Genomic DNA, 23957 nt, shown 5'->3' on the forward strand with positions numbered 1-23957 from the left:
TAGAATGATTCTTTTTATAAAGTTATTTTAAAGATTGAATCTTCTACTGCCTCAGTTTTTTCATTTTTTTACCTACTTTCAAAAAACAATTCGCTAATTTATACTAAGTGATGTTACACTTTGTACGATATGGAATCTTTGTTTTAAGAACAACGTATACAGCAGAAACATCATTCTTATGTGTTAGAGGAGAAGGCCAAATGGAGATTCAAAAATATGATGTGGTGATCATTGGTGCAGGAATTGCAGGAATGATTGCTGCTTATGAATGTCTAAACTCTGGTTTATCAGTTTTACTCATAGATCGAAACTCACATGAACACTTAGGCGGCCTCGCCAAACTATCATTTGGAGGGATGGCATTGGTAAATACCCCACTCCAAAAACGATTAGGAATTAAAGATTCTCCATCACTCGCATTAAATGATTGGTTATCTTTTGCTAATTTTGGTGAAAATGACTACTATCCAAAACTTTGGGCAGAAACCTATGTTAATGAATCATTAGAGCAAGTTTATCATTGGCTAAAAGGATTTGATCTCAATTTTTTTCCTGTTGTGAATTGGGTTGAACGTGGATTGTACCAAAGAGGTAATTCTGTTCCTAGGTACCATGTTTTATGGGGAACGGGTTATCGCTTAGTTGAACGTTTTTCAGAATTATTATGGAATCATAAATTCAATCAAAAGTTAAAAATTTTATTCGATCATAAAGTCACGGAACTCATTAAGGAAAACAATCAAATTATAGGATGTATTGCCGAATTGGAAACACAACCACAACATGTGGTCAAATTCCATTCCAATTTCACCATTGTTGCAACAGGTGGTATCACTGGTAATTTAGAGAAAGTGAGAAACCATTGGTATAAACCATGGGGCAAACCTCCTACTGAAATGTTAAATGGAGCCCATCCTTATTCAGATGGATTGGTACATACGGCCGTTAGTCGAATTGGAGGGAACGTAACCCACTTAGACAAAATGTGGAATTATGCTGCAGGTATACCCCATCCCAATCCACAATTCGATAATCATGGATTGAGTTTAATTCCATGTAAGTCAGCTTTGTGGTTAGATCACACAGGCAAAAGAATTGGTCCCGAACCTTTGGTGACGGGATATGATACAAATGATCTTTGTTATCGCATTTCAAAATTAGAAAAACCTTATACTTGGCAAGTTATGAATTGGAGAATTGCTTCGAAAGAACTCGCGATTTCTGGATCAGAACACAACCCGATGATTCGTGATCGTAAACTTTTTTCTTTTTTAAAAGAGATTTTGTTAGGGAATCATCGATTATTACGCCAACTTCAGAACGAAAGTGACCACTTCATTGTGGCAAACGATTTAAGAACATTGGTAGATCGTATGAACCAATTGAATCAAAATAATTTCGTTCAGTTAGATCAAATTGAAAAAGAAATAAAATTTTATGATGAAGGGGTCAAACGAGGAAAAACATTTTGGAATGATGACCAAATTCGAAGAATCCTCCAAGCACGTACATGGAAATCAGAAAAATTCCGAACTTGTTATCCAAAACCAATCTTAGATCCGAAATCGGGACCTCTCATTGCGATTCAATTACGATTGATTACTAGAAAGAGTTTAGGAGGGATTCAAACTGATTTGGATAGCCGTGTATTGGATTTAACAGGAAATCCAATACCTGGATTGTATGCAATCGGTGAAGCAGCTGGATTTGGTGGCGGTGGTGTCAGTGGATTCAAATCTTTAGAAGGAACTTTTTTGTCTGGATGTATCCTGACAGCAAGAAGTGCCGCAAACTCAATTCGTAAATTAAATTAATCTTATCTACTTTCGGAGGGATCATTATGAAAAAAACAGGAGCATGGCTCGTGCGATATGCACTCGAACAAATTGGAGTGAAATATACTTTTGGGATTCCAGGTGTACATAATACAGAAATTTATGATGAGTTAAACAATTCTGAATTCATTTCCCCTATACTTGTAACTCACGAAGGATGTGGTGCCTTTATGGCTGATGCAATAAGCCGGACAAATGATTCTATTGGTACCATTGTGATCGTTCCTGCTGCTGGTGTGACACATGCCGCGAGTGGCATTGGAGAGGCCTCATTGGATGGAATCCCAATGTTAGTGATCTCTGGTGGTGTACGCAGTGATTCAAAATTCAAATACCAGTTACATGATATTGACCAACATTCCTTATTAAAACCCATCACCAAACAAACTTTCAAAATTAATTCACAAGAAGATATTATTGAAACCATTTATAAAGCATATCAAACCGCTACAACTCGTGAACCTGGTCCTGTTTTCATTGAAATACCGGTCAACATTCAACTTTACACAGGTTCGGTGGAATTCTTACAAACCTATGATGAATTTTGTAAACGGAATGACAAAACACAAACCACTCTCAAGCAAAAAGAATTAGATCATGTAGTAGAACTTTTGTTACAAGCAAAATCTCCTGGTTTATTTTTAGGTTGGGGAGCCGTTGATGTATCCACATTCACGGTCGAAATTGCAGAATTATTAGGTGCACCTGTCTCAACAACCTTACAAGGATTAAGTGCTTTTCCAGGGAACCATCCAATGTATTGTGGAATGGGTTTCGGTCCAGCAGCAGTTCCAGCTGCCACAAAACTATTTTCGGATTGTGATTGTTTACTCGCAATCGGAACTCGATTTTCTGAAATTGCAACCGGAAGTTTTGGAGTAACTATTCCAAAAAATTTAATTCATATCGATATCAATCCAAATGTCTTAAATACAAATTACCCAGCTAAAATTGGAATCGTAGGTGATTCAAAAATCATCCTACCTGAATTGGCAAAAGAACTAAAACGTAAATTACAAGAAACCAAACAGAATCATCGTGAACGATTCGAAAATCGTAAACGAGAAATCATCAAACTCAAACAATCCTATAAAGACGAATGGTATCATCATGATAGTAAGGACAAAGTAAATCCTGCATTGTTTTTCGATATTTTACGGAACACATTGCCTGACGATGGGTATGTAGTCGTAGATGATGGAAATCATACATTTTTAACTGCTGAACTATTACCGATCTACAAACCAAGGCATTTGATTTCGCCAACTGACTTTAATTGTATGGGTTATGCTGTTCCAGCAACAATTGCCACCAAACTTGCCCATCCAATGAATGCGGTTGTTGGGATTATCGGTGATGGTGCGTTTCAAATGACATGTATGGAAATTATCACTGCTACTAGAAATCATTTAGGAGTATTATTTGTAGTATTTAACGATGGTGAGTTGGCACAAATTTCCCAAGCTCAACAAATTCCATACAATCGAAAAACATGTACCACACTTGGAACTTCCCATTTTGAAGGCATTGCGATTGCGACAGGTGCAGAATACATTCAGATGAAAACAAATGACGATATCAACGATTCGCTAAACAAAGCATGGATTCTAACAAAAGAAAATCGACCAGTCATCCTTGATGTGAATATCGATTATAGTAAAAAAACTAGGTTTACCAAAGGAATTGTTGGGACGAATTTACAACGACTGCCATTTTCTGCGAAATTAAGAATGATCAGCCGTGCCCTAGTGAGAAAAATGACGGGATAGGATCTTTTTTCTTTTGCGTATTCTACTTGCTCCAATGGAAGGACTTCTTGATTTTCGTTTACGTGATACATTAACACGCGTAGGCGGATATGACGAATGTGTCAGCGAATTTATACGAGTAAACGATACCCTACTTCCTTCTCATCGGTTTTTTCGTTATGTTCCAGAACTTTACCAAAATTCACGTACAAAATCAGGAATCCCTGTTAAGGTACAATTATTAGGTTCTGATATCAATTGTATGGCGGAAAACGCTAGTAAGGTGGCATCACTTGGAGCTTATGGTATCGATATCAATTTTGGTTGTCCTGCCCCAACGGTAAATCGAAACCGAGGAGGAGCCGCTTTACTCAAAGAACCAAACCTAATGTATTCGATCGTAAAAGCAGTTCGAAATGTTGTACCAAAGGAAATTCCAGTTACTGCAAAAATGAGACTGGGTTACGATACCACCGAACATGCGCTTATTTGTGCAAAAGCATTGGAAGAAGGTGGAGCAAAAGAAATTGTTGTTCATGCCAGGACAAAAGTTGACGGATACAAACCACCTGCGTATTGGGAATGGATTTCTAAAATCACTGAACATATAAAAATTCCCGTTGTTGCCAATGGAGAAATTTGGACAGTATCTGACGCTATCCGATGCAAAAAAATCTCAGGGTGTCAGGATATTATGATTGGAAGGGGTGCTGTAACAAACCCTGCTCTTGCTTTACTCATTAAAGGGATCCAATGCAATCGTTTCGAGTGGTTTGAAATTAAAAACTTATTATTGAATTATTGGAAATCTATGGAAACGGGAATTGATGGAATTAGCAAAACTGGAAGAATCAAACAATGGTTAAAATACCTTTCCAGAGAATATGAAGAAGCAATTATTGACTTCCAATACGTGAAACAAGTTTCCAGTCCCAAGGAATTGGAAACTACTTACTTTTCCGAGTTATTCGCACAAAGAAAATGATGGAAATAACCATCCGAATTTTGTATTAAGTTATCAATATGTTTGAATCTTTTTCCAATTCCGAAATCCTATCTGGTATGATCACACCCGCTGTCCTTGTTTCAGCTTGTGCTAGTTTGATTTTTTCTACAGCGAATCGACTGGGAAGAATTTTTGATCGGGTGAATCTATTGAAATCAGAAGTAGAACTTTTGCTCGAAGGAAAACGAAGTTTTCATGAACAAAGAATGGTGTATATGAGACACCAACTGTCTGTACAAAAAAAACGCGCTGTCCTTATCCAACGATCGATGGCATTTTTATACTTGGCAACATCCTTATTTATCATTTCCAGTTTGGCTCTTGCGTTTACACTTGCTTTTGCCAAAAATCTCAATTGGATTCCCACTGTTGTTGCTCTATCAGGTGGGATTTGTTTGTTCTTTGCTAGTGCACTTCTGTTTTATGAAAGCCGATACAACCTAACTTTCATTAACAGGCAAATTGAGTTTACTGAGTTTTTGGAAAGAGGAATCCAAGAAAAACTGAAATAGCGAATTTTGAAACAAAGCCCAAAAAGAGTTTTTTTTCTTTTTGGGCGCCTCGAAACCTTTCCATTACAATGATCCAATCGATAAACGACCGCGTTATCCGCTCCAATCTTTCGCTAGTAGCGAAAGGATTTCCGCTACTACCGCTGGCGCTTTGATTCGATTTTTAATTTACACAACAAGTTTTGAAATATCAAAAAGAGTTCAAAGTTTTTGTTTAGAAATGTCCTCTAAAAATTGATCAAGACAACGATATACTGCTTTTTCTGAAGCATATCTAACCCGTTCTGCATGAATGAACTTTTCGGAACCTGTTGCAATTTCGTCTGCTTCAAAATCTTTCTTATAAATTTCTTTATTTTCTTTTAACAATATAAATGTTAATTTAATTTTATGACGAACATCAATAAAACTTCCTTCTTGTTTTTCATCTTTTTCGTTGTTTAAAACACGAAGCTGAAGGTCTCCATTAAAGTTAACAATATTTTTAAAAAGATTATATTCGATTAATCCTTTTCGAATGATTGTACGGATCGCTAGTTGATTGTTACTCAGAATAAAATTGTCATACGAAGGAGTTGGTTCAATTAACTCGAGAGTCAGATTGACCGAACTTTTTTTTGGTTCCTTTGGTTGTAAAGGTGGAAGTTCCGCGCAGGATACTAAACTCAATAAAACGATCATGTTAAAAATATTTTTGAAATTCATTTGATGATTCCTTTAGATTTCCATTGGCTTAGTGATGAATATATCACATTTCGATAAGCATTATTTTGAACAACAGGAGTAAAGAAAAATGGTGAAATTGGTATAATGACCCAACCTACAAATACATCCATGTTCATTCGCTCTTCGTTAACAGCTAATAATTTGCGTTTGGAATCAAGTAATGAAACCTTTACACTAAAATCTTGATCCATGATTAAAGGGAATACAAGGAATGTAGCACCAGCAAGGGCTGGCCATACTTTACTACCTTTTTCATTGATATTTGTTTCTACATATATAATATAATCATAAGGTTCATTTTCTTTCGTGACTACATTTTTGAACAAGTTGGATTCCTTTACGATATCCACCATTCTTTCATTTAGAATCGGTATGTGTTGTGGGTGCTTTGAAAATTTACCATTTTCGTAGTAATCTCCAAAATATTTGATCAATACTGATTTTTTTTCTTCAAGTTCAGGAGTTTTTGTATTTTTTAAATTTGGATTCTCATAGTGAACAAAAGCAGCACAATTTAAAAAAATACCTAAGCAAAATGATGACACGATTGTGAATACATTTGGCGGGGTTAATACTTTCCAATTCATTGAACAAATGGAAAGTAAAACATTAGTTAGGTCAAACCATTTATTCGGTTAACAAAGTTTATTCCCTCTTCAAATCGTTTGAAATGTCCAAGATGATCAGAATTTTACATCATCCCATACCGAAAAGTCAGCACTCTCAAAACCTTGTTCATTTCTCGTTCCAGTTCTTTCGACCTCGAAACATATCCCCGCACCAGGGATCCGTAGGGCTTGGTCCTCGGAGGGTCCACCCGATGAGGACGGGAGCGAATGCGGACCCCGTAGTGAGCCCGCCCGGGTGCCCGATGTCGCAACTGCGAACTTTTGGAAAGGAAAATCGGCGGTTTTAGGAATGAGCGTGCGAGAAACGGAGGGCCGTGGTAAAGAGGACACATTGGGTGGTGGGTCTAGTTCCCCACCCTCTAATCGGGCGGGGACAGTGTACGCTGCGCCACACCCCCCACCGCCCCTCTTTTGTAACAAATCTGACAAAAAAAAACGATTTTCCTGTCACCTCACCTTTCTAGAACGGTAAGTAAAAATTAGATTCGGAAATTCCTTCATGAGAGAAATCAAAACTGTCACGATTTTAGGTGCCAACGGAGCCATGGGTTCTGGAAGTGCAGGCGTTATTGCTGCCTTCGGTGGTGCTAAAGTCCATATGCTCGCTAGAGATGTAGAAAAAGCAAAACAGGGTATCGAAGCCGCTGTCGCATCCGTAAAAACGGATACCATTCGCGCTAGGATGATCCCTGGTTCCTACGATGCGGATCTGGAAAAAGCAGTCGCAGAGTCAGATTGGGTATTCGAACTCGTGGCGGAAAGTTACGAAGTCAAAGAACCGATCAACACTCGTATCGCAAAAGCGCGCCGTCCGGGAACTATCGTTTCCACTGTGTCTTCTGGTCTTTCTATCGGTCGTTTGGCAAAAGCGTACGATGAAGATGGTCAAAAACACTACTACGGAACGCATTTTTTTAACCCTCCTTATAAAATGATCCTTTGTGAACTCGTCACTCACTCTGGAAATGACAAAAAAGTCACACAAGCGTTAGGTGAATACTTAGATAAAGTTTTAGGCCGTGCGGTTGTTTATACAAACGACACTCCTGCATTTGCTGGAAACCGAATCGGATTTCAGTTGATGAACGAAGTGGCTCACTTTGCTGAAAAGTATGCTGACAAAGGTGGAATCGCACTTATGGACGAAATCATGTCTGGTTACACTGGACGTGCGATGGGCCCACTTGCCACTGCTGACTTCGTAGGACTAGACGTTCACAAAGCCATTGTAGACAACATCTACGACAATACAAAAGACGAAGCACACGAAACATTCAAACTTCCTGGTTACTTCCAAAAGTTAATCGATGCTGGTAAACTTGGTATGAAATCTGGTGGTGGTCTCACAAAAGTTGTGAAACACGCTGACGGTAAACGTGAGAAGTTTGTTTACAATATCAAAACCGGTGAGTACGATCCGTACCCAAAATTTGATATTCCTTTTATCAAAGAAGCTCGCCAAAAAATCAAAGACTCCGATTACAAAGGTGCGATGGATGTAGTTAAAAAAGCTAGTGGTTTCGAAGCAGAAATCGCACGTTACTTCATTTCACGTTATATCAGTTATTCGCTCTCTCTCGTTGGAGAAGTCGTTGATACAAAAGAAAACACTGATGGAGCAATGGGTTTTGGTTTTAACTGGGTTCCTGCGTCTGCATTTGTTGATTTCCTTGGTGGACCAAAAGAAACAATCAAGATGATGGAAGCGTCTAAAATACCAGTTCCAAAACTTTTAAAAGATGCGAAAGAAGGCAAAAAGTTCTACGAACTTGGCGAGAAACTAGACGCAAGGTCTCTTTTCAAAGGTTAATTAGGAGTATCATATGAGTGAAAAAGTATTTGTACTAGGCGGGGAACAAACCGACTTCCAAAGAAACTGGACAAAAGAAGGAAAAACCTTCATGTCCATGATGCGTGAAGTATTAGATGATGCTCTTGAAAAAGTTGGCATTAGTTATGATGAAATCAAACGATTGAACAAAGAAAATCGTGTGGCTGTTTTTGTTGGAAACTTTGACGCAGAACAGTATGCCAACCAAGGCCACTTGGGTGCTTTTTTAACAGAAGTGAACCCTGCACTTTTCGGAGTTCCTGGTGCTCGTTATGAAGCAGCTTGTGCTTCTGGATCAGTTGCTCTTGATGCAGCGATCACACACATCCGTGCAGAAGACTACGATCTAGCGATTGTTCTTGGTGTGGAAGTGATGAAAACTGTTTCTTCTTCAGTAGGTGGCGACTTTCTTGGAACAGCTGCTTACTATGAAAAGGAAGCAAAAGGGGTTCAATTTCCTTTCCCTAAACTTTTTGGAAAACTAGCAGATGTGATCCTCGAACGTTATGAACTGAAAGAAGAACGTTTTATGGATGCTCTTGCTGAAATTTCACGTATCAATTACGCAAATGCAAAACGTAACCCTAAAGCACAAACTCGTACATGGTTCATGAACAAAGAACATGCGATGGCTCGTGGTGGTGATAATAATATGGCAGTGGGTGGAAGACTTTGTATCACAGACTGTTCTCAAGTAACAGACGGTGCTGCAGTAACCATCCTTGCTTCTAAAGATTACACAAAAGAATACGCTAAAAAAACTGGTCGTAAAATTGATGACATCCCTCGTGTGAAGGGTTGGGGTCACCGAGTTGCACCAATTACCTTTGAAGCAAAAAAACAAGAATCCGTTGGGGACAAATACATCCTTCCATGGACTCGCCAAACAGTAAAAGATGCTTACAAACGTGCGGACCTAGATGTAAAAAACATTGATGTGTTTGAAACACATGACTGTTTTACTTCTTCTGAGTATGCTGCGATTTCGGCTTTTGGAATTTCAGAACCAGGAAAAGAACACATCGCCATCGAAGAAGGAACCATTGACTTTGGTGGTAAAAAACCAATCAATCCATCTGGTGGACTCATTGGTGTGGGTCACCCGGTTGGTGCATCCGGCGTTCGTATGATGCTCGACCTCTACAAACAAGTCACAAACACTGCTGGCGATTACCAAGTAAAAGGTGCTAAAAATGGCCTTATGCTCAACATCGGTGGATCTGCGACTACGAACTTCGTGTTCATCTTAGGTAAGTAGATTTTGAGTTCGCTGAATACAGAAAAATGGAATCGGATACTCGTCCGGTTCCTCCTTGCCTTTTCGTTTTGGGAAGCGGTATCCATTCCCGTTCGGATGGTGTTTTTTTCAAAGTTTTACTTTGATCCAACATTCAAATCGATGTTTGTTCCGATAACAGATGTTTTTTGGCTTGGACCTGTGTTCAGCGATTTATTGTTCACACTATCCTTTGGATTTTTATATGCACTGATGAAAGAATCACTTCCACAAGGACTTGTGGGTGGATTTCTCGTGGGAATCTTAGTTTCCATCATTGGATTTGTATCACCAATGGTATGGACTCTGTCTCTCACAAACTTTGCCCCAACTCAGCTCGTTTGGGTTTGGGTGGCGTATTATTCCTTATTCACCATTTCCACTGCAGTGATTTATTCGGTAGGTTGGAACTCAGAAGACTAAACATATAAAACGATCAGAAAGGCAAGGATTCAACTAACTCCTATTCTGATTTAATTCAAACAGTCTTTTGAATCGCTAAACCCAACGGAAACTTTGGGTTTTTTGTTTTTAAAACTTAAACCGAAAGGCAACTGAATCCAATCTGTCTGCCACTTTATCTAAATTGGAAATTGATTCTTCAATTGCCGCGACAGTTTGTTTCTGTTCATGAGCAGCAGCTGATAATTCTTCCACGATGGAAGATGTATGTGTCAATTGGTTTTGTATCTTCTCTATATTAAAAAGAACACTTGTGGATTTTTCTTGTGTCCCTTCTGTGGAACCGTTGATTTTTTCGGAACTAAGTTTTGTGCCTTCAGAGTTGGCTAGAATTTTTACCATCTCAGATTGCACGGTTTCAAATTCATTTGATCCTAATTCCACTTCACTTAAACCTTCTTCTATATCTGTTACGGTTTGCAAAATTTTTGAAGTGAGCTCACTGATAAATACAGAGATTTCTTTTGCCGATTTTTTAGATTGTTCCGCAAGAAGACCTACTTCACCCGCAACCACTGCAAATCCTTTTCCAGCATCACCTGCTCTTGCCGATTCGATAGATGCATTTAATGAAAGTAAGTTTGTCTTTTCTGAAATTGCTGCAATTGTTTCTGTGATCTTTCGTATGGCTTTTGTTTTTTCACCAAGGTCTTTAATCGATTCGGAAGTTTTAAAAATCTGATGTTTTGCTTTTAAAAATTGGGACATAGCTTTGTCGGAACGATTTTTTCCTTCCATGGCAATATGATGTGCATTGGTTGATTCAAATTGAACAGCCATTGCTTCCGATCGAATGCTTTGGATCAAATGGTTGAGAGCATCCATTTGAAGGAATATACTTTCGGAACTCTCTTTTGTCACGTTACTTGATTCAGATAATGATTGCATGGCAAGGGATAACTCTTGGAAGGCAACATGAATATGTTCTACAGCTTTTGTAAGGCCTTTGATTTGGCTTTTTACGATTTCAGCGTTACCAATGAGTTGCGAAATCATTCCTCGGAATTCAAACTGTGTTTTTTTGATCAGCAACAGTATTTCAGAGTAACCACCACCATTTTCTAAAATTACATCAAACTTCAAATTACCTTTATATAAGTTTTTCAAATATTCGATTACTCTAAAAATAGAATTTTTGTTTTTTTGAATTTTAAAATATCCTAATATAAAACTCAAAGAAAAAATCAGAATTCCTACCCCAAAAAACCAAGGATTATGAAGGAACGGAATGTTTACAAAAGAGGAAGAACCAAATAATACAAACAAAACCAAACTGATGAAAGATTGAATGGAATAAACTGATTCAGTAGAAATGGCAAACAATTTCCCAAACCGTTGTGACTCATTTTTTTGCCCAAGATTTAACTTTGCGTACAATCCTTCTGCTTTTAGGATTTGTTCTTTTGTCGCTTTTGTGCGAACCGACATATAACCTATGTGTTTTCCATCTTCATAAATAGGGGAAACATTGGCATCAACCCAGTAATAATCTCCATTTTTACAACGATTTTTTACGAGTCCTACCCATGAGTTTTGGGATTTGACAGTCTCCCATAAATCACGAAAGGCTTCCCCAGGCATATCGGGATGTCGAATGAGATTATGAGGTTGGCCGATGAGTTCTTCTTGCGTATATCCACTAATCTTCAAGAAGTCTTCATTTACATAGGTGATGATTCCTTTTAAATCTGTTTTGGAAGTTATCTTTGTTCCTTCTTGGAATTCTACTTCATGTTGAGTGACTGGTAAATTTTTGCGCACAGATAATGGATCCAGTTTTAGGGAGATGGAGAAAGGATTTAGGTAAAGACCTTATTTAGCAAGCAAAATAGAATCAAACTAAGAATGATTCTTCTGCAATGACTTGACAATTCTCATTTTTTATTAAAATCTCCTACGATATTCCAAATTCTTCATGTTTAAAACTATATTTTTACCTCTTACAATCCGTTTAGAAGCGTTCACGCATTTAGTTCCAGTTCCATTTGCGATCTATATGGCTTCCATCACACAAGAATATAGCATAAACGAATGGCTGTTATTTTTAGTTTTATGCATTACAAGTGGAACCTTAATGGTATTAGGAGGGTGTTTATGGAGATACCTCACACTTAAAAAATTATCAAATCAATTTGAAGCTCTCCAATTGGAAAAAAATAAAGAGACTTATACAATCGGATCCAATTCAAAAGCAAAAGAACTCAAACTGTTCTTATATCGATATCCATTTTATGAAGGATTTATCATCATCATTCGCTGGTTTGTTGGGGTAGGGCTTATATTCTTTTCAACACCTTTTTTCGATTTATACAGACCTACTTTATGGACGACGTTTATCCTTTATATGGTGATGATTCCACCAATTTCTTTCGTTGCCTATTACTTCATCACGGAAAATGCATTTCGGAATTTATTCAAACTGCCTCTGATTCGACCCATTGCCATCGAACCAAACGAAATCCCAAAATTTGATTATTTCAAAAGGATATTAATCTCATTTTTTGCCCTTGCTGCATTACCTGTTACCGTTCTTGGTTACATGCTCATCTCAAGTGCTAATGGAAATTTAAATGTCCAAAACCCATCCTTACAAGTTTTAATCATTGGAATCATCTTTATATTTCCTTTGGTTTTTGTAGCTTATTTGGTCGCAAAAGCAGTCAGACAAGGATTAGGTGAAACTAGCCATATTTTGGACGAACTCTCAAAAGGAAATTTTTCTGTTGTTTCCATGCCTTCTTCTGGAGATGATTTTGGACAACAGTCTTTCCACTTAAATCGTGTCATACAACAACTGAACACAATGTATACGGAAATTTTTACCTTAAACGTTGGTTTAGAAAGTAAAGTCAAAGAAAGAACAATGGAATTGGAAAACTCTTTGGAAGAAGTGAAAAAACTTAAGTTCCAACAGGACGGAGATTATTTTTTAACACATTTACTGCTCAAACCACTTGGGAAAAACCAAGTGAGTAGTGAACTTGTTAGCATTGATTTTTTCTTAAAACAAAAAAAGAAATTCGAATTCAAAGGCAAAGAATATGAAATTGGAGGTGATCTAAACATTGCCCATAATGTGATTCTGCAAGGAAAAAAATTCTCAGTCTTCGTAAACTCTGATGCAATGGGAAAATCGATGCAAGGTGCAGGAGGTGCGCTTGTACTCGGAGCCGTTTTCCAATCAATCATTGAAAGGACCTATTTATCTTCGGCCACTTTCAACCAATCACCGGAACGATGGTTAAAAAATGCCTTCATTGAAATGCACAAAATCTTTGAGGGATTTGATGGAAGTATGTTGGTTTCACTTGTGATTGGACTGATTGAAGAAGAAACAGGATTTTTATATTTTATCAATGCAGAACACCCTTGGCTCATCTTATACCGAGATGAAAAAGCTAGTTTTTTGGAAAATGAACTGAGTTACCGAAAATTAGGAACCAAAGGTCTCAATTCTGGAATTTTCATTAAAACCTTTCGGTTGTTACCTGGTGATACAATCATCAGTGGATCCGATGGAAGGGATGATTTATTACTCTTTAATGAACAAAATGAATCAAACCAAAGACAAATCAACCAAGACGAAAATTTAATTTTGTCCTACGTAGAACAAGGGAAAGGTGAATTAGAACCAATTTTCAAAGTGTTAACCAAAAATGGCGAGATCACTGATGATTTATCCTTGATCCGAGTTTATTATAAGGGCAATTTAGATACAGTTTCGAATACCGATGTCTCAAAATCCTACCAGACCGCAAAAAAACTAGTGGAAGTAGGAAATATTGATGCAGCCATTGATTCCCTTCAAAAACAAATTCTAACGCAACCAATTACCAACAAACGTTTTCACAAATTACTAGCAAAACTTCACTTCAAAAGAAAAGATTATATTGAAGCCACAGAACATGCGCAGGTGTATTTAGAAAGTCATCCTTATGATCTTAGTTTTATGGAATTAAGTTCTATTTTACTTCGGAAGGCTGGAAGGTTAGACCAAGCCATCGAAATTGCGGAACGGATCCGACTGAGGGAACCAAAAGCGGCCAAAAATACCTTTCATCTAATCCGATTGTATTTGGAAAAAGAAAACCAAATTCGCGCGAAAGAAATCTTAACGGAATGGGAAAACCAATTCCCAACCGAACTGGAACGAACAAAAAAATGGAAACAAATCTTAAGATTAAAATTTCCGAATATCTTGATTTAATTTTTATGATATAGTATCGTCTCCTGTGACAGTTTCCAATAAAATGAATCGGAACAGAAAAACATTATTCTGGGATCTCACCATAAAATTGGAGGCATTCACACATACTGTACCGGTTCCATTTGCCGTTTATTATGCGATCATCACACAAAAGATGGAACCAAACCATTGGAAAATCTTTATTGCGTTATGTCTCGTCTTTGCCACTGGAATTGGCCTATTAGGAACATTTGTTCGACACTTACTCTTAAAATACCTATTCGCCAAAATCGAGAAAATGAAACCAGTTTCCGATTCCTCCTTTCCACTCACTCAAGAAGAGAAGGAGTATGCAAAATCGGTTAAAATCCTACTTTTTCGATATCCACTGATTGAAGCCATCATCATCGTAATACGCTGGTTATCTGGCGTAATTCCAATCAGTTTGTTATTTTTTTATTTGGTGGAATACACACCCTCCGTCGCTCGGTCTGCAATATTTACATTTGTAATGATTGCTCCCATATCGTTTGTTACTTATTATTTTATCAGTGAAAGTGCAATTCGGAATTTATTCGACTTACCTCAGTTTAAAAATGTAGAACTCCAAGAGAGAGACATCCCTAAATTTAACTATTTCACACGTATCCTTGTTGCATTCTTTAGTTTGGCAGCCCTTCCGTTTGTGATTTTTTCATATATTTTATATTCTCTAGCGACAGGTGAAATCGCTGTCAAAGATCCAATGATCCCCATAGTCACTGTATCATTTATATTCATCATCCCACTTATCGTTTGTTCCTATGTAGTAGCAAAATCAGTGAATGAGGGTTTAAGCGAAACGAGTCGTTCACTAGGGGAACTGGCCAAAGGAAATTTTGATGTCATTGTCACCCCAAAATCAAGTGATGATTTCGCAAAACAAGCGTTCTACTTAAATTCCGTTATTGGCACTCTTAAAAATATGTATGCTGAAATTCGAAATCTGAACGAAGGATTAGAAGAAAAAGTTACACTTCGTACTGATGAATTAAACCAATCCTTAATCGATATCAGCAAATTAAAAGTGCAACAAGATGGTGATTATTACTTAATTTACCAATTATTAAATCCATTTACCATCCAAGATACGAGTAGCAAACAGTATCTGGTGGATCATTTCCTTCGCCAAAAAAAGTCTTTTGAATTTAAAAATCAGAGATATGAAATAGGTGGGGATATCAATATCTCTCACACAATTTATCTAAACGAACAAAAATACCTTCTGTTTGTGAATGCTGATGCAATGGGTAAATCCATGCAAGGTGCAGGTGGAGCACTCGTATTTGGATCGGTTTTCCAATCCATCGTCCAACGAACAAAAACAGATCCTGGTTTTAAAAACCAAAGTCCCGAAAACTGGCTCAGGTCCAATTTACAAGAACTCCAATTGATTTTTGAGACATTTGATGGAACCATGTTAGTTTCCTTAAGTATGGGTCTCATCGAAGAAAAAACTGGTAAATTGTTTTTTCTGAATGCAGAACATCCCATGATTGTACTATTCCGAAATGGAAAAGCCAACTTTTTATATCCCATTGTATCCTATCGCAAACTAGGCACACTAGGAGCCCTCCCCATAAAGGAAGTCAATCAGTTCCAACTCCAACCCAATGATGTACTATTCATTGGATCCGATGGAAAAGATGACCTTCTCACTAAAAATGAAGAAGGTGAATGGGAAGTTCTTTCCGAAGATGAAAATTTCTTAGAAATCGTGGAAAATACAAAGGGAAAATTAGATTCAATCATCAATGAAATTGATTCGATTGGCCAAGTCATTGATGATATTTCCATCATTCGAATCTCTTACGAAACAGAATGAACAAGTTTGAAAAAGATTAGAAAAGCATTCAACCTTGGCTTCTAAATGCCAATTTATTTCCCAAAAAACTGGGTTCGGACCGTCCAATACTTGGAAACATGAATGAACCATTCTAAACTAAAACTTCCCATTAAAATGGGATATGGGTTTGCAGAAACTGGCATAACAGCCGTTCAACTTTTTACTCAAATTTATCTTCTCAAATACTATACAGAGATCGTGGGACTCAATTCCAGTTTAGCAGGAATTGCATTATCAATTTCAGTGATTTGGGATGCAATCAGTGACCCACTCATGGGTCGGATTTCTGACCATACCACCACTCGATTCGGTAGACGAAGGCCATATATCTTCATCGGTGGAATTTTATTATCCATATCAGTGCTTTTACTTTTTTCGCCCCCTTCCCTTTCTTCCCAAATGGGTAAATTTGCGTATTTACTAAGTGTTTATCTTTTAGTGAATACAGCGATGACAGTTATCTCAGTACCTCATATTGCACTTGGTGGAGAACTAAGTTTTGAACGAAATGAACGAACTTCAGTGTTTGGTTGGAGGTTATTCTTTAGTAACATCGGAATGTTAATTGGAATGATTGTGCCAGCGGCCATTTTACAATCTCTAGGTGATGAAAGTGCTAAGGAAAATATCATCACCTCTCGGACTGTCGCTGGAGAGATTGTTTCACTCGTGATCCTTGTTTCTTCTATCATCACCTTTTTAGTGACAAAAGGCAAAGATACGATCCAATCTGATAAAACAAAACAACTCCCATTCTTTCAGTCATTTGGTTCGGTCTTACGAAACAAAATGTTTCTCATCTTATTATTTGCATTTATCATAGCAACGATTGGTAGAACGTTTAACTCCGCAATTGCCTTGTACTATTATGAATACCGATTGGGTTTAAAGGAATCCCAGGTGGTCATCAATATCTTACTGCCGTTTTTTCTTGTACTCATGTTATCAATTGGTTTTTGGGTTTGGATCTCCAAAAGGATTGGAAAAAAAATCCCTGCCTTTCTTGGTGTATTTGGCTTAGGCCTTCTAACTGTGATTGTGTATCCCTTATTCCCTTATGGAGAACTAAGGCCTCCTCTCATCGCAGCATTTTTTGGAGGGATCTTTGCAGGTTCGATTCTCATTATGGATTCCATCCTAACAGATGTAGTCGACTATGATGAATACAAAACTGGTGAAAAACGGGAAGGACTCTATTTTGGAATTTGGAAGATGGGAGTAAAATTTTCCCAAGCCTTTGGAATCGCACTCACTGGATTTTTACTCGATTTCATTGGATTTCAAAATGGACTTACAGAACAATCAGCTGAAGTTGGATTTCGACTTGCGATGATTTTTGGTCCAGGCGTTGGATTTTTCTTTATCTTAGGATCGATTGTTTTTTTATTTTTTCCCCTTACGGATGCAAAACACATCCAAGTGCAAAGAATCCTAACAAAAAGAACATTGAAAAAGATCCATCGGTAAGATATATTTGAACCCCATGGTAAAAAAACAGAGACTTCAATTCATTGCTTTCCTTCTTATCTATTTTATAGTCCCTTTTTCGGCCTGTTTATTTACATTACTGTTTGCAAATTACACTAGTAATGTTTTTTTACCAGAAAGGTTTTTAGTTTTATTTGAAGCTACCCAAACAACACAAGATTTCACCTTACTTGCATTAACATGGGCTCCATTTCCTATCATCACTGTTATTTTGTTTTTTTATAGCCTTCCTGTTTCAAACTATCTATTCAAAAGAAACAAGTGTACATATTTATCGGAAGAAAGAGCTCGCCATCGGATAGTCCACTCACCCCTCATCATCAGTTTGTTTGGTTTTACTGGTTGGGAATTATCCACATTTTTATCGGTATATCGAATTGATACTTTGTTTCCAGCCTCACCTCCTCAAAGTATCATTACCGTTACAATTCTATTTGCATTTTGGGGACTGTTTGCATTTGCTTTTTCCTATGCAACAACCAACTATTTAAACCGAAAATTAATCATTCCTTGTGTGTTTCCAGAAGGTGGACTCGGAAAATACGCGAAGGGAAAACAATTTTCCATCGTCACAAAACAAATTATCTTTTGGACCGCTTCTACATTATTCCCAATCATTTTGTTGGTCTTTGGATTGTTACAACGAACAAACCATAATATATTCCAATTACATGAGTTAGTTCATACAGATGTTTTGTTTGAAGTGATCGCAATCATGTTATTTTTTTCCTTTGCTTTTTCAGTTACATTTGCCATCAGCTTACAACACCCACTCAACCTAATAGAAGAGGCAACGGAACTCATCAAAGAACAAAAATTTGATACAAGAGTTACGATTTTTAGCTCTGACGAACTTGGACTTTTAGGAGACGCTGTCAATGAAATGGCAGAGGGTCTAGCGGAAAGAGAAAGGATCAAAGATACATTTGGTCGAATTGTTGACCCACGTGTAAGGGATTATCTACTTTCCAACGAACATAGCCTTGGTGGTAAAGTTGTTGATGCCACAATTCTGTTTTCCGACTTAAGAGACTTTACAAAACTTTCTGAAAAAAGAACTCCTGAAGAAGTATTATATATCTTAAATCGATATTTCCAAGAAATGAGTAATGCGATCGAAGTCCACGGGGGATTTATCAATAAATTCATTGGGGATGCGATCCTTGCCGTATTTGGAACACCTATGCCCATGGTAGACCATGCGGATCGTGCGTTTCAAACTGCATTGGAGATGCAAAGAAATTTGGAACTTCTGAACCAACAATTTATGAAAGAAGGATTAACAGAACTCAAAATGGGAATCGGTATTCATACCGGAAGTTTGCTTGTAGGTAACATTGGTTCCACCAATCGAATGGAATTTACAGTCATCGGAGATACAGTGAATACCGCATCTCGGGTGGAAGGTCTTTGTAAAGGGTTACAAAAAAACCTTCTCATCACAGAAAATACAGCGAATCTCATTTCACCATCCATCCGCTCTCAGTTGCAACTTGAAGGGGAATACGAACTCAAAGGAAGAGAATCAAAAGAAAAAATTTATTCTTATCCCATCTTATAAGTTAGGATAAAATCGGATTTTAGAGTTGAATCGTTTTGGAAATGAAGTCAGAATGGTGAATATGAAATTTGCATTTGGGATACTTTTGATTGGTTTCCTGTTCTCTTCCTGTAACGAGATCAAATTGGTAAACTCACAAGATGTGCTTGATTTGCTAAAAGATGATGGAAGATCCAATGCCAATTCTGCATCGAACTCTTCTTCCTCCTCGACCAATTCTTCCCTTCCCAATGGAAACTCTCAAAACTTAAACTACTATGGTCTAACAGACTCACCAACGGGAACCAATACTTATGGTTCCACGGGTTCCACTGTGGGTAATCCTCTCGGTTACTAATCCCGATTCTTTATTTGATAAACTCAAAGAAGTCATCAAGCAGTGGTCGGAAGCAGGAACGAATGGTTACCTTTGCCACTTTCTCATTTTTTGGTCCATAATTGAGTATGATATCATTCGGATCACGGATGAAGGAAAAGATTTTATTGATCTGCATTTCTGCGTGACCGTCTTTCACCTTCACAATGTATTCAAATTCATGTTCATTGGCATCAACTTCCCCAATCCCATAAGGAACGTAACACTTGATGAGACCAATCCCTCGAAGTTCCCCCAAGTCTTGGTTTTCAAATTCGATTTTGGAAAGTTCTGGGTCTAATTTGTATTCCAACCACTGTTTCGCTTTCAGAAAACTTCTCGTTTTTTGGTAGGATTTATTGTCCCTTGCATCTTCTGTTGTACGCATTTTGGCAGAAACAATCCAAAGTTTCAAACACATAGAGTTTTGGAACAATAGGAAAAAAGCGAATAATAACAAGACTCGTTTTGGCATCATCTCTAAGCTTCTTTCCCCTCACTCGGTTCGCAAAACAAATCTTCACATAAATGGAAAATTTTCTCCTTATTCGGTTGGACCGGAAATGGAATTACGTTTTTGGGCAATGGGGATGTGTTCTGGTTTGTTTTTTTGATCTTATGTCTCTTCGACTCGATTCTATCTCTCACCTTATTATTTTCGGAATTGGCCTCCCTCATTCTAGAGTGCCCAAATAAAAATTGGATTGAATTTGTTAGGGCATCACTTTCAATCTTGAACATGCCCGATTTTGATCGTATTGATCTAATGAATTATGCCATGTATGGAAATGATTTTGATCCCCAATGGGATGAAATCCGCGCCTTTATTAAGTCCAATGCTTCTGCTCAAAAAGAATTGGAGGAAATCAAACGTACCGTGCCAAGCCCCCATGTTGGGAAAAGACGTATGCCAAATGCTCCTACAAATGACCCAAGAGAATTGAGTGGAGAAAATCCAAACGCAGAACCAAGAAAACCAAGTAGTGGGAATGACACTAAATCTTGGTGGCAAAAAATTTTAGGAGATTGAAATGGAAAATACCGTAGACCAAGTCAAAAAAAACGTCGAGAACATCAAAAAGTTTGTCACTCCGTTTTTTAATTTGGCTGTGAACACAACGGTTTACGGTTACCATAACATTGTCCCAACAGGCAAACTTATCCTCACATGTAATCATAGAAGTGATATGGATCCCTTTGTGATTGGATCTGTGTTTCCGAGGTTTATCTCTTGGATCGCCGCCGAATATACCACAAGGATTCCTCTTTTCAAAGACTTCGTGGAAAAAACAGGAACCATTCCTATGGCCATCGATGGAAACATTTCCATGGCCAGTATCAAAAAGGTACAACAGGTTTTTAAAAATGGAGATGTGCTTGGGATTTTTCCAGAAGGACATGATTATATGGTGCAGAATGATTTTTCTGCTCCCCTAGCTAAATTCCACTCTGGGTTTGCTGCGTTTAGTTTGCGTAACAAAGTGGACATCCTTCCTTCTGTCATCATTCCAGAAGAAGAAACCATCACTAATTACCCGATCCCACCACTTGTTCGTGCCTTTATGGGAATGCCAAAAGAAGTGTGTGATATCAAACGTAGAGTAGTGTATAAAAAAATCAATGTGGTCTTTGGTGAAGTCATCAAGTATGAGAACTATGCTCACCTTCCGCTTGACAAAGGTATGGTGGCCGTTTCAGAAGAAACAAAACGGCGCATGGGTGAATTACAGAAAGTAGATTATTTAAAGAAATAATCGAACCCAAGTTGGGTTCAATTGTTTGTTATTCCCTAGATTTCCACTTCTCCCGAGAACACTTCTTTGGCTGGACCTGTCATCATCACTGATCCATTCTCTTTCCATTCTACATGGAGGGTTCCCCCTCTTAGGTCAATGCGGACAGATCGTCCGGTTTTCCCATTGAGAATGGAAGATACCGTCACTGCACAAGCCCCTGTACCGCAAGCCAAGGTTTCACCTGTTCCTCGTTCCCAAGTCCTTTGGTAAAGATGGTCTTTTCCTCTAACGGATACAAATTCCACATTCACTCGTCTTGGGAACAGTGGATGGTTTTCAATGATGGGTCCAATTTCTCTAACGGGAAAAGCATCGGCATCATCCACATAGATCACACAATGAGGGTTTCCCATACTAACAGCAGTAAAACGATATTTTTTCCCTTGGACTTCGATCTCTTGGTTGATCACAGGTTCTTCCCCTGGCCAAACGATTGGTACAAGTGAAGGTTTGAGAATGGGTTCGCCCATATCCACAGTCACCATTTCGACTTTTCCATTCGTACCGGTTTTTAAATCTAAAGTGAGAACACCTTTTCCCGTTTCGATGGTTGGTTTTTGGTTTTTGGTAAGACCATGGTCATACACAAATTTACCAACACAACGGACTCCGTTACCACACATTTCAGAGGAACTTCCATCGGAATTGTACATATCCATTTGGAATTCGCCGGAATTTGAATTACGGATGAAAATCACTCCATCGCCACCGATCCCAAAATTACGGTCGGATAGTTTTTGGATTTGTTCTGGTGTGAGTCGGATGTCATTTTTCGTAGCATCTATGTATACGTAGTCGTTTCCGATCCCTTCCATTTTGGTGAAGTTGATTTTCATCTGTTCCTCTCTTATCACCCAATGATTTTTTGGTCAGTGTCCTTGGCAAGTTCTATCAAGGATTTTTAGTTTGACCCTTGTTCCCAAGGATTAGACTGACAGAATCGAACATGAAATCTTGTATCCTTTGCCAATCAACCGAGTCCAAAACTGTTTTCAATGAAAATGGAACTCCCATTTTGGAATGCCAAAATTGTGGTCATGTCTATTCTTCTTATGAACAAGAAGAACACTACGAAGGGTATTGGGACGGCGCAGAACAAACATATGATTTGGAATGGTGGGACAACGCTCATAGAGCTGTCTATGCTGACTTCATCAAAACCTATCTAGGAGAATCCAAAGGAAATCTTTTGGATGTAGGTTGTGGGTTGGGATTTTTTGTGAAAGCAGTCCTGACTGAAAAACCAGGTTGGACTGCCGTTGGTTATGAGATTTCCAAACAAGCTGTCAAATTTGCCAACGAACAGAATGGCATGAAGACTGTGTATGCAGGACTTGTACAAGATTCCAAACTCCCAAAAGAAAGTTTTGATATCATCACACTTTGGGATGTGATTGAACACATTCCGAAACCACACTCGCTTCTCACTTACTTACATGGACTTCTGAAACCTGGTGGAGTTTTATTTTTACAAACTCCCAATTTCCCGATCCAATTAACAAAAGCCAATTTGAAGGTGAAGTTAAAAGGAATGAAGGAAGGTGTACATTACTTAGAAGCGAAAGACCATGTCAACAATTACAAAATGTCCACCTTAGCAGAACTTGGCAAACAATGTGGATTCACAAAACCCGAATACAAAGTTCTTATGCCAATCCTTTCTGTATCAGGGAGTAAAAGTAAACTGGCAGTGTATGTAAAACTCGCGTATTATTACTTCACCAAACTTGTGTTTGCACTCAGCTTCAAAACCATCAACTGGAACAACACTTTATTTTTGACGCTGAAAAAGCCATGACCTAGCAAACGTTAGACCGGAAATAATATTGGATGCCCTCCAAATTGTAATAGGCTGGGCATTCGTATCTAGATCTACCTGATTTGTATTGGGTTTGGAGTTCCGATCTTTCTGAATGGCAGAGATTTCTTCTACACTCAAAACATTCACCTCCTCTCCCTCTCCCCACATCTTTGGAATATGGATGCTTGAGATTCCGTGGGAACTGGCTCCCAGGATATCATCTTCCCAATTGTCGCCGAGTAAAATACAATCCTTTGGATCTTCGTTTGCCTTTTCCATCACATACTGAAAGAACTCTTTTGTTGGTTTTTCAAAACCAACTTCTTCAGATGTGATGAGTGTAAAACGAAACTCATCCGGTAAAAATCCTCGGACCTTAAGTAACTGTGTGCGAAGGGTTTCATTCGTTGTGAGGTAAATGGGAAATTCCTTTGAGAGAGAAACTAACAGGGGAAATAAGGAGTTTTGGTATTTCTCTTTCTTTTTTTCTTCTGCATAATAGGAAAGAAAATGAAAATAATACCGGTCTTCCATCCAGAATACGCCATCAATATCTTTCGTTTGGAACCCATTCCCCAACATCTCCCACATCAACTTAAAACATAACAATCGCAGTCGATTCGAACTATGGTGTTTGAGCTGAGATTTAACTTGTTTTCTAGCAAGATCATACAACTCTAAAAAGTTCCCGCCTAACATTTGCTCTTGCCAATCCTTTGCGCAATTTTCAATTGCGTGTGCATACGCTTCTTTAGAGGGTAGAATTGTATTATCTAAATCTAGAAATAATGCCATATCTGAATGTTAAAACGAAAATATTCGATTCTGTCAACGGTTTGAGAAGGATTTATGGCTTGTCA

21 protein-coding genes are annotated in these 23957 nt (G+C 38.0%); 15 read left to right on the forward strand and 6 right to left on the reverse strand.

The window, feature by feature from the left end; translation table 11 throughout:
• Positions 1–200 precede the first annotated feature (200 nt).
• From ND855_RS13525 to ND855_RS13540, 4 genes are read left to right on the forward strand one after another with little or no spacing between them, the layout of a single operon-like run.
• Positions 201–1814, forward strand: a complete 1614-nt coding sequence (locus ND855_RS13525; RefSeq protein WP_265358760.1) for an FAD-binding dehydrogenase — start codon at positions 201–203, stop codon at positions 1812–1814.
• A 26-nt stretch (positions 1815–1840) separates the two neighbouring features.
• Positions 1841–3604, forward strand: coding sequence for a thiamine pyrophosphate-binding protein (locus ND855_RS13530; protein ID WP_265358761.1), 1764 nt, complete (start codon positions 1841–1843; stop codon positions 3602–3604).
• A gap of 13 nt (positions 3605–3617) precedes the next feature.
• Positions 3618–4568 carry a tRNA dihydrouridine synthase gene (locus ND855_RS13535; protein WP_265358762.1) on the forward strand — a complete coding sequence of 317 codons (951 nt, stop codon included), beginning with the start codon at positions 3618–3620 and terminating at the stop codon, positions 4566–4568.
• 38 nt (positions 4569–4606) lie between these two features.
• Positions 4607–5101, forward strand: a complete 495-nt coding sequence (locus ND855_RS13540; protein WP_265358763.1) for a DUF2721 domain-containing protein — start codon at positions 4607–4609, stop codon at positions 5099–5101.
• A gap of 201 nt (positions 5102–5302) precedes the next feature.
• On the opposite strand, the gene ND855_RS13545 is transcribed toward ND855_RS13540, so the two are convergent.
• Entirely contained in the window at positions 5303–5806 is a 504-nt protein-coding gene (locus ND855_RS13545; protein ID WP_265358764.1) for a hypothetical protein, read from the reverse strand.
• Complete coding sequence (locus ND855_RS13550) at positions 5803–6414, reverse strand: hypothetical protein (RefSeq protein ID WP_265358765.1); 612 nt, start codon at positions 6412–6414, stop codon at positions 5803–5805. The genes ND855_RS13545 and ND855_RS13550 overlap by 4 nt, the downstream gene beginning before the upstream one ends.
• A 541-nt stretch (positions 6415–6955) precedes the next feature.
• On the opposite strand from ND855_RS13550, the gene ND855_RS13555 reads away from it, so the two are divergent.
• From ND855_RS13555 to ND855_RS13565, 3 genes are read left to right on the forward strand one after another with little or no spacing between them, the layout of a single operon-like run.
• Positions 6956–8266 (forward strand): 3-hydroxyacyl-CoA dehydrogenase NAD-binding domain-containing protein, encoded by a 1311-nt coding sequence (locus ND855_RS13555; RefSeq protein ID WP_265358766.1) that lies wholly within the window; start codon positions 6956–6958, stop codon positions 8264–8266.
• A 13-nt stretch (positions 8267–8279) separates the two neighbouring features.
• Positions 8280–9545: an acetyl-CoA acetyltransferase gene (locus tag ND855_RS13560; protein ID WP_108959891.1), complete on the forward strand. Its 1266-nt coding sequence runs from the start codon at positions 8280–8282 to the stop codon at positions 9543–9545.
• 3 nt (positions 9546–9548) lie between these two features.
• Positions 9549–9986 carry a hypothetical protein gene (locus ND855_RS13565; RefSeq protein ID WP_265358767.1) on the forward strand — a complete coding sequence of 146 codons (438 nt, stop codon included), beginning with the start codon at positions 9549–9551 and terminating at the stop codon, positions 9984–9986.
• A 108-nt stretch (positions 9987–10094) separates the two neighbouring features.
• On the opposite strand, the gene ND855_RS13570 is transcribed toward ND855_RS13565, so the two are convergent.
• Positions 10095–11786, reverse strand: coding sequence for a methyl-accepting chemotaxis protein (locus ND855_RS13570; RefSeq protein ID WP_265358768.1), 1692 nt, complete (start codon positions 11784–11786; stop codon positions 10095–10097).
• A 154-nt stretch (positions 11787–11940) separates the two neighbouring features.
• On the opposite strand from ND855_RS13570, the gene ND855_RS13575 reads away from it, so the two are divergent.
• The 5 genes from ND855_RS13575 to ND855_RS13595 all read left to right on the forward strand — a co-directional run bounded on the left by ND855_RS13575 (position 11941) and on the right by ND855_RS13595 (position 19482).
• Positions 11941–14232: a SpoIIE family protein phosphatase gene (locus tag ND855_RS13575; RefSeq protein ID WP_265358769.1), complete on the forward strand. Its 2292-nt coding sequence runs from the start codon at positions 11941–11943 to the stop codon at positions 14230–14232.
• A 43-nt stretch (positions 14233–14275) separates the two neighbouring features.
• Positions 14276–16075: a SpoIIE family protein phosphatase gene (locus ND855_RS13580; RefSeq protein ID WP_265358770.1), complete on the forward strand. Its 1800-nt coding sequence runs from the start codon at positions 14276–14278 to the stop codon at positions 16073–16075.
• Positions 16076–16177: 102 nt separating this feature from the next.
• Entirely contained in the window at positions 16178–17563 is a 1386-nt protein-coding gene (locus tag ND855_RS13585) for an MFS transporter (RefSeq protein WP_265358771.1), read from the forward strand.
• Between the two features lie 16 nt (positions 17564–17579).
• A complete protein-coding gene (locus ND855_RS13590; RefSeq protein ID WP_265358772.1) occupies positions 17580–19145 on the forward strand; it encodes an adenylate/guanylate cyclase domain-containing protein in 1566 nt (521 codons plus the stop codon).
• Positions 19146–19206: 61 nt separating this feature from the next.
• Entirely contained in the window at positions 19207–19482 is a 276-nt protein-coding gene (locus ND855_RS13595) for a hypothetical protein (RefSeq protein ID WP_265358773.1), read from the forward strand.
• A 10-nt stretch (positions 19483–19492) separates the two neighbouring features.
• On the opposite strand, the gene ND855_RS13600 is transcribed toward ND855_RS13595, so the two are convergent.
• The gene (locus ND855_RS13600; protein ID WP_108959899.1) at positions 19493–19978 is read right to left on the reverse strand and encodes a DUF4468 domain-containing protein; all 486 of its coding nucleotides are present in this window, start codon (positions 19976–19978) and stop codon (positions 19493–19495) included.
• A 261-nt stretch (positions 19979–20239) separates the two neighbouring features.
• Here ND855_RS13600 and ND855_RS13605 point away from each other — a divergent pair, with 261 nt between their 5' ends.
• Both ND855_RS13605 and ND855_RS13610 read left to right on the forward strand, forming a co-directional pair.
• Positions 20240–20530 carry a hypothetical protein gene (locus tag ND855_RS13605; RefSeq protein WP_265359407.1) on the forward strand — a complete coding sequence of 97 codons (291 nt, stop codon included), beginning with the start codon at positions 20240–20242 and terminating at the stop codon, positions 20528–20530.
• 1 nt (position 20531) lies between these two features.
• The gene (locus ND855_RS13610) at positions 20532–21254 is read left to right on the forward strand and encodes a lysophospholipid acyltransferase family protein (protein ID WP_265358774.1); all 723 of its coding nucleotides are present in this window, start codon (positions 20532–20534) and stop codon (positions 21252–21254) included.
• Positions 21255–21289: 35 nt separating this feature from the next.
• Here ND855_RS13610 and dapF read toward each other — a convergent pair whose 3' ends face one another.
• Positions 21290–22132: a diaminopimelate epimerase gene (gene dapF, locus ND855_RS13615; protein WP_265358775.1), complete on the reverse strand. Its 843-nt coding sequence runs from the start codon at positions 22130–22132 to the stop codon at positions 21290–21292.
• A gap of 110 nt (positions 22133–22242) precedes the next feature.
• On the opposite strand from dapF, the gene ND855_RS13620 reads away from it, so the two are divergent.
• Entirely contained in the window at positions 22243–23094 is an 852-nt protein-coding gene (locus ND855_RS13620; RefSeq protein ID WP_265358776.1) for a class I SAM-dependent methyltransferase, read from the forward strand.
• Here the strand turns inward: ND855_RS13620 and ND855_RS13625 are convergent.
• On the reverse strand, positions 23068–23892 hold the full coding sequence (locus tag ND855_RS13625; protein WP_265358777.1) for an HAD family hydrolase: 825 nt from the start codon (positions 23890–23892) through the stop codon (positions 23068–23070). The two genes, ND855_RS13620 and ND855_RS13625, sit on opposite strands and share 27 nt — an antisense overlap.
• Positions 23893–23957: the final 65 nt, after the last annotated feature.

The organism is Leptospira paudalimensis, assembly GCF_026151345.1.
Taxonomy (GTDB): Bacteria; Spirochaetota; Leptospiria; order Leptospirales; family Leptospiraceae; genus Leptospira_A; species Leptospira_A paudalimensis.

Coding starts and splice junctions, on each gene's coding strand:
- ND855_RS13525 (WP_265358760.1), top strand. CDS start 201: ATGGAGATTCAAAAATATGATGTGGTGATCATTGGTGCAGGAATTGCA.
- ND855_RS13530 (WP_265358761.1), top strand. CDS start 1,841: ATGAAAAAAACAGGAGCATGGCTCGTGCGATATGCACTCGAACAAATT.
- ND855_RS13540 (WP_265358763.1), top strand. CDS start 4,607: ATGTTTGAATCTTTTTCCAATTCCGAAATCCTATCTGGTATGATCACA.
- ND855_RS13545 (WP_265358764.1), bottom strand. CDS start 5,806: ATGAATTTCAAAAATATTTTTAACATGATCGTTTTATTGAGTTTAGTA.
- ND855_RS13550 (WP_265358765.1), bottom strand. CDS start 6,414: ATGAATTGGAAAGTATTAACCCCGCCAAATGTATTCACAATCGTGTCA.
- ND855_RS13555 (WP_265358766.1), top strand. CDS start 6,956: ATGAGAGAAATCAAAACTGTCACGATTTTAGGTGCCAACGGAGCCATG.
- ND855_RS13560 (WP_108959891.1), top strand. CDS start 8,280: ATGAGTGAAAAAGTATTTGTACTAGGCGGGGAACAAACCGACTTCCAA.
- ND855_RS13575 (WP_265358769.1), top strand. CDS start 11,941: ATGTTTAAAACTATATTTTTACCTCTTACAATCCGTTTAGAAGCGTTC.
- ND855_RS13580 (WP_265358770.1), top strand. CDS start 14,276: ATGAATCGGAACAGAAAAACATTATTCTGGGATCTCACCATAAAATTG.
- ND855_RS13585 (WP_265358771.1), top strand. CDS start 16,178: ATGAACCATTCTAAACTAAAACTTCCCATTAAAATGGGATATGGGTTT.
- ND855_RS13590 (WP_265358772.1), top strand. CDS start 17,580: ATGGTAAAAAAACAGAGACTTCAATTCATTGCTTTCCTTCTTATCTAT.
- ND855_RS13595 (WP_265358773.1), top strand. CDS start 19,207: ATGAAATTTGCATTTGGGATACTTTTGATTGGTTTCCTGTTCTCTTCC.
- ND855_RS13600 (WP_108959899.1), bottom strand. CDS start 19,978: ATGATGCCAAAACGAGTCTTGTTATTATTCGCTTTTTTCCTATTGTTC.
- ND855_RS13605 (WP_265359407.1), top strand. CDS start 20,240: ATGCCCGATTTTGATCGTATTGATCTAATGAATTATGCCATGTATGGA.
- ND855_RS13610 (WP_265358774.1), top strand. CDS start 20,532: ATGGAAAATACCGTAGACCAAGTCAAAAAAAACGTCGAGAACATCAAA.
- dapF (WP_265358775.1), bottom strand. CDS start 22,132: ATGAAAATCAACTTCACCAAAATGGAAGGGATCGGAAACGACTACGTA.
- ND855_RS13620 (WP_265358776.1), top strand. CDS start 22,243: ATGAAATCTTGTATCCTTTGCCAATCAACCGAGTCCAAAACTGTTTTC.
- ND855_RS13625 (WP_265358777.1), bottom strand. CDS start 23,892: ATGGCATTATTTCTAGATTTAGATAATACAATTCTACCCTCTAAAGAA.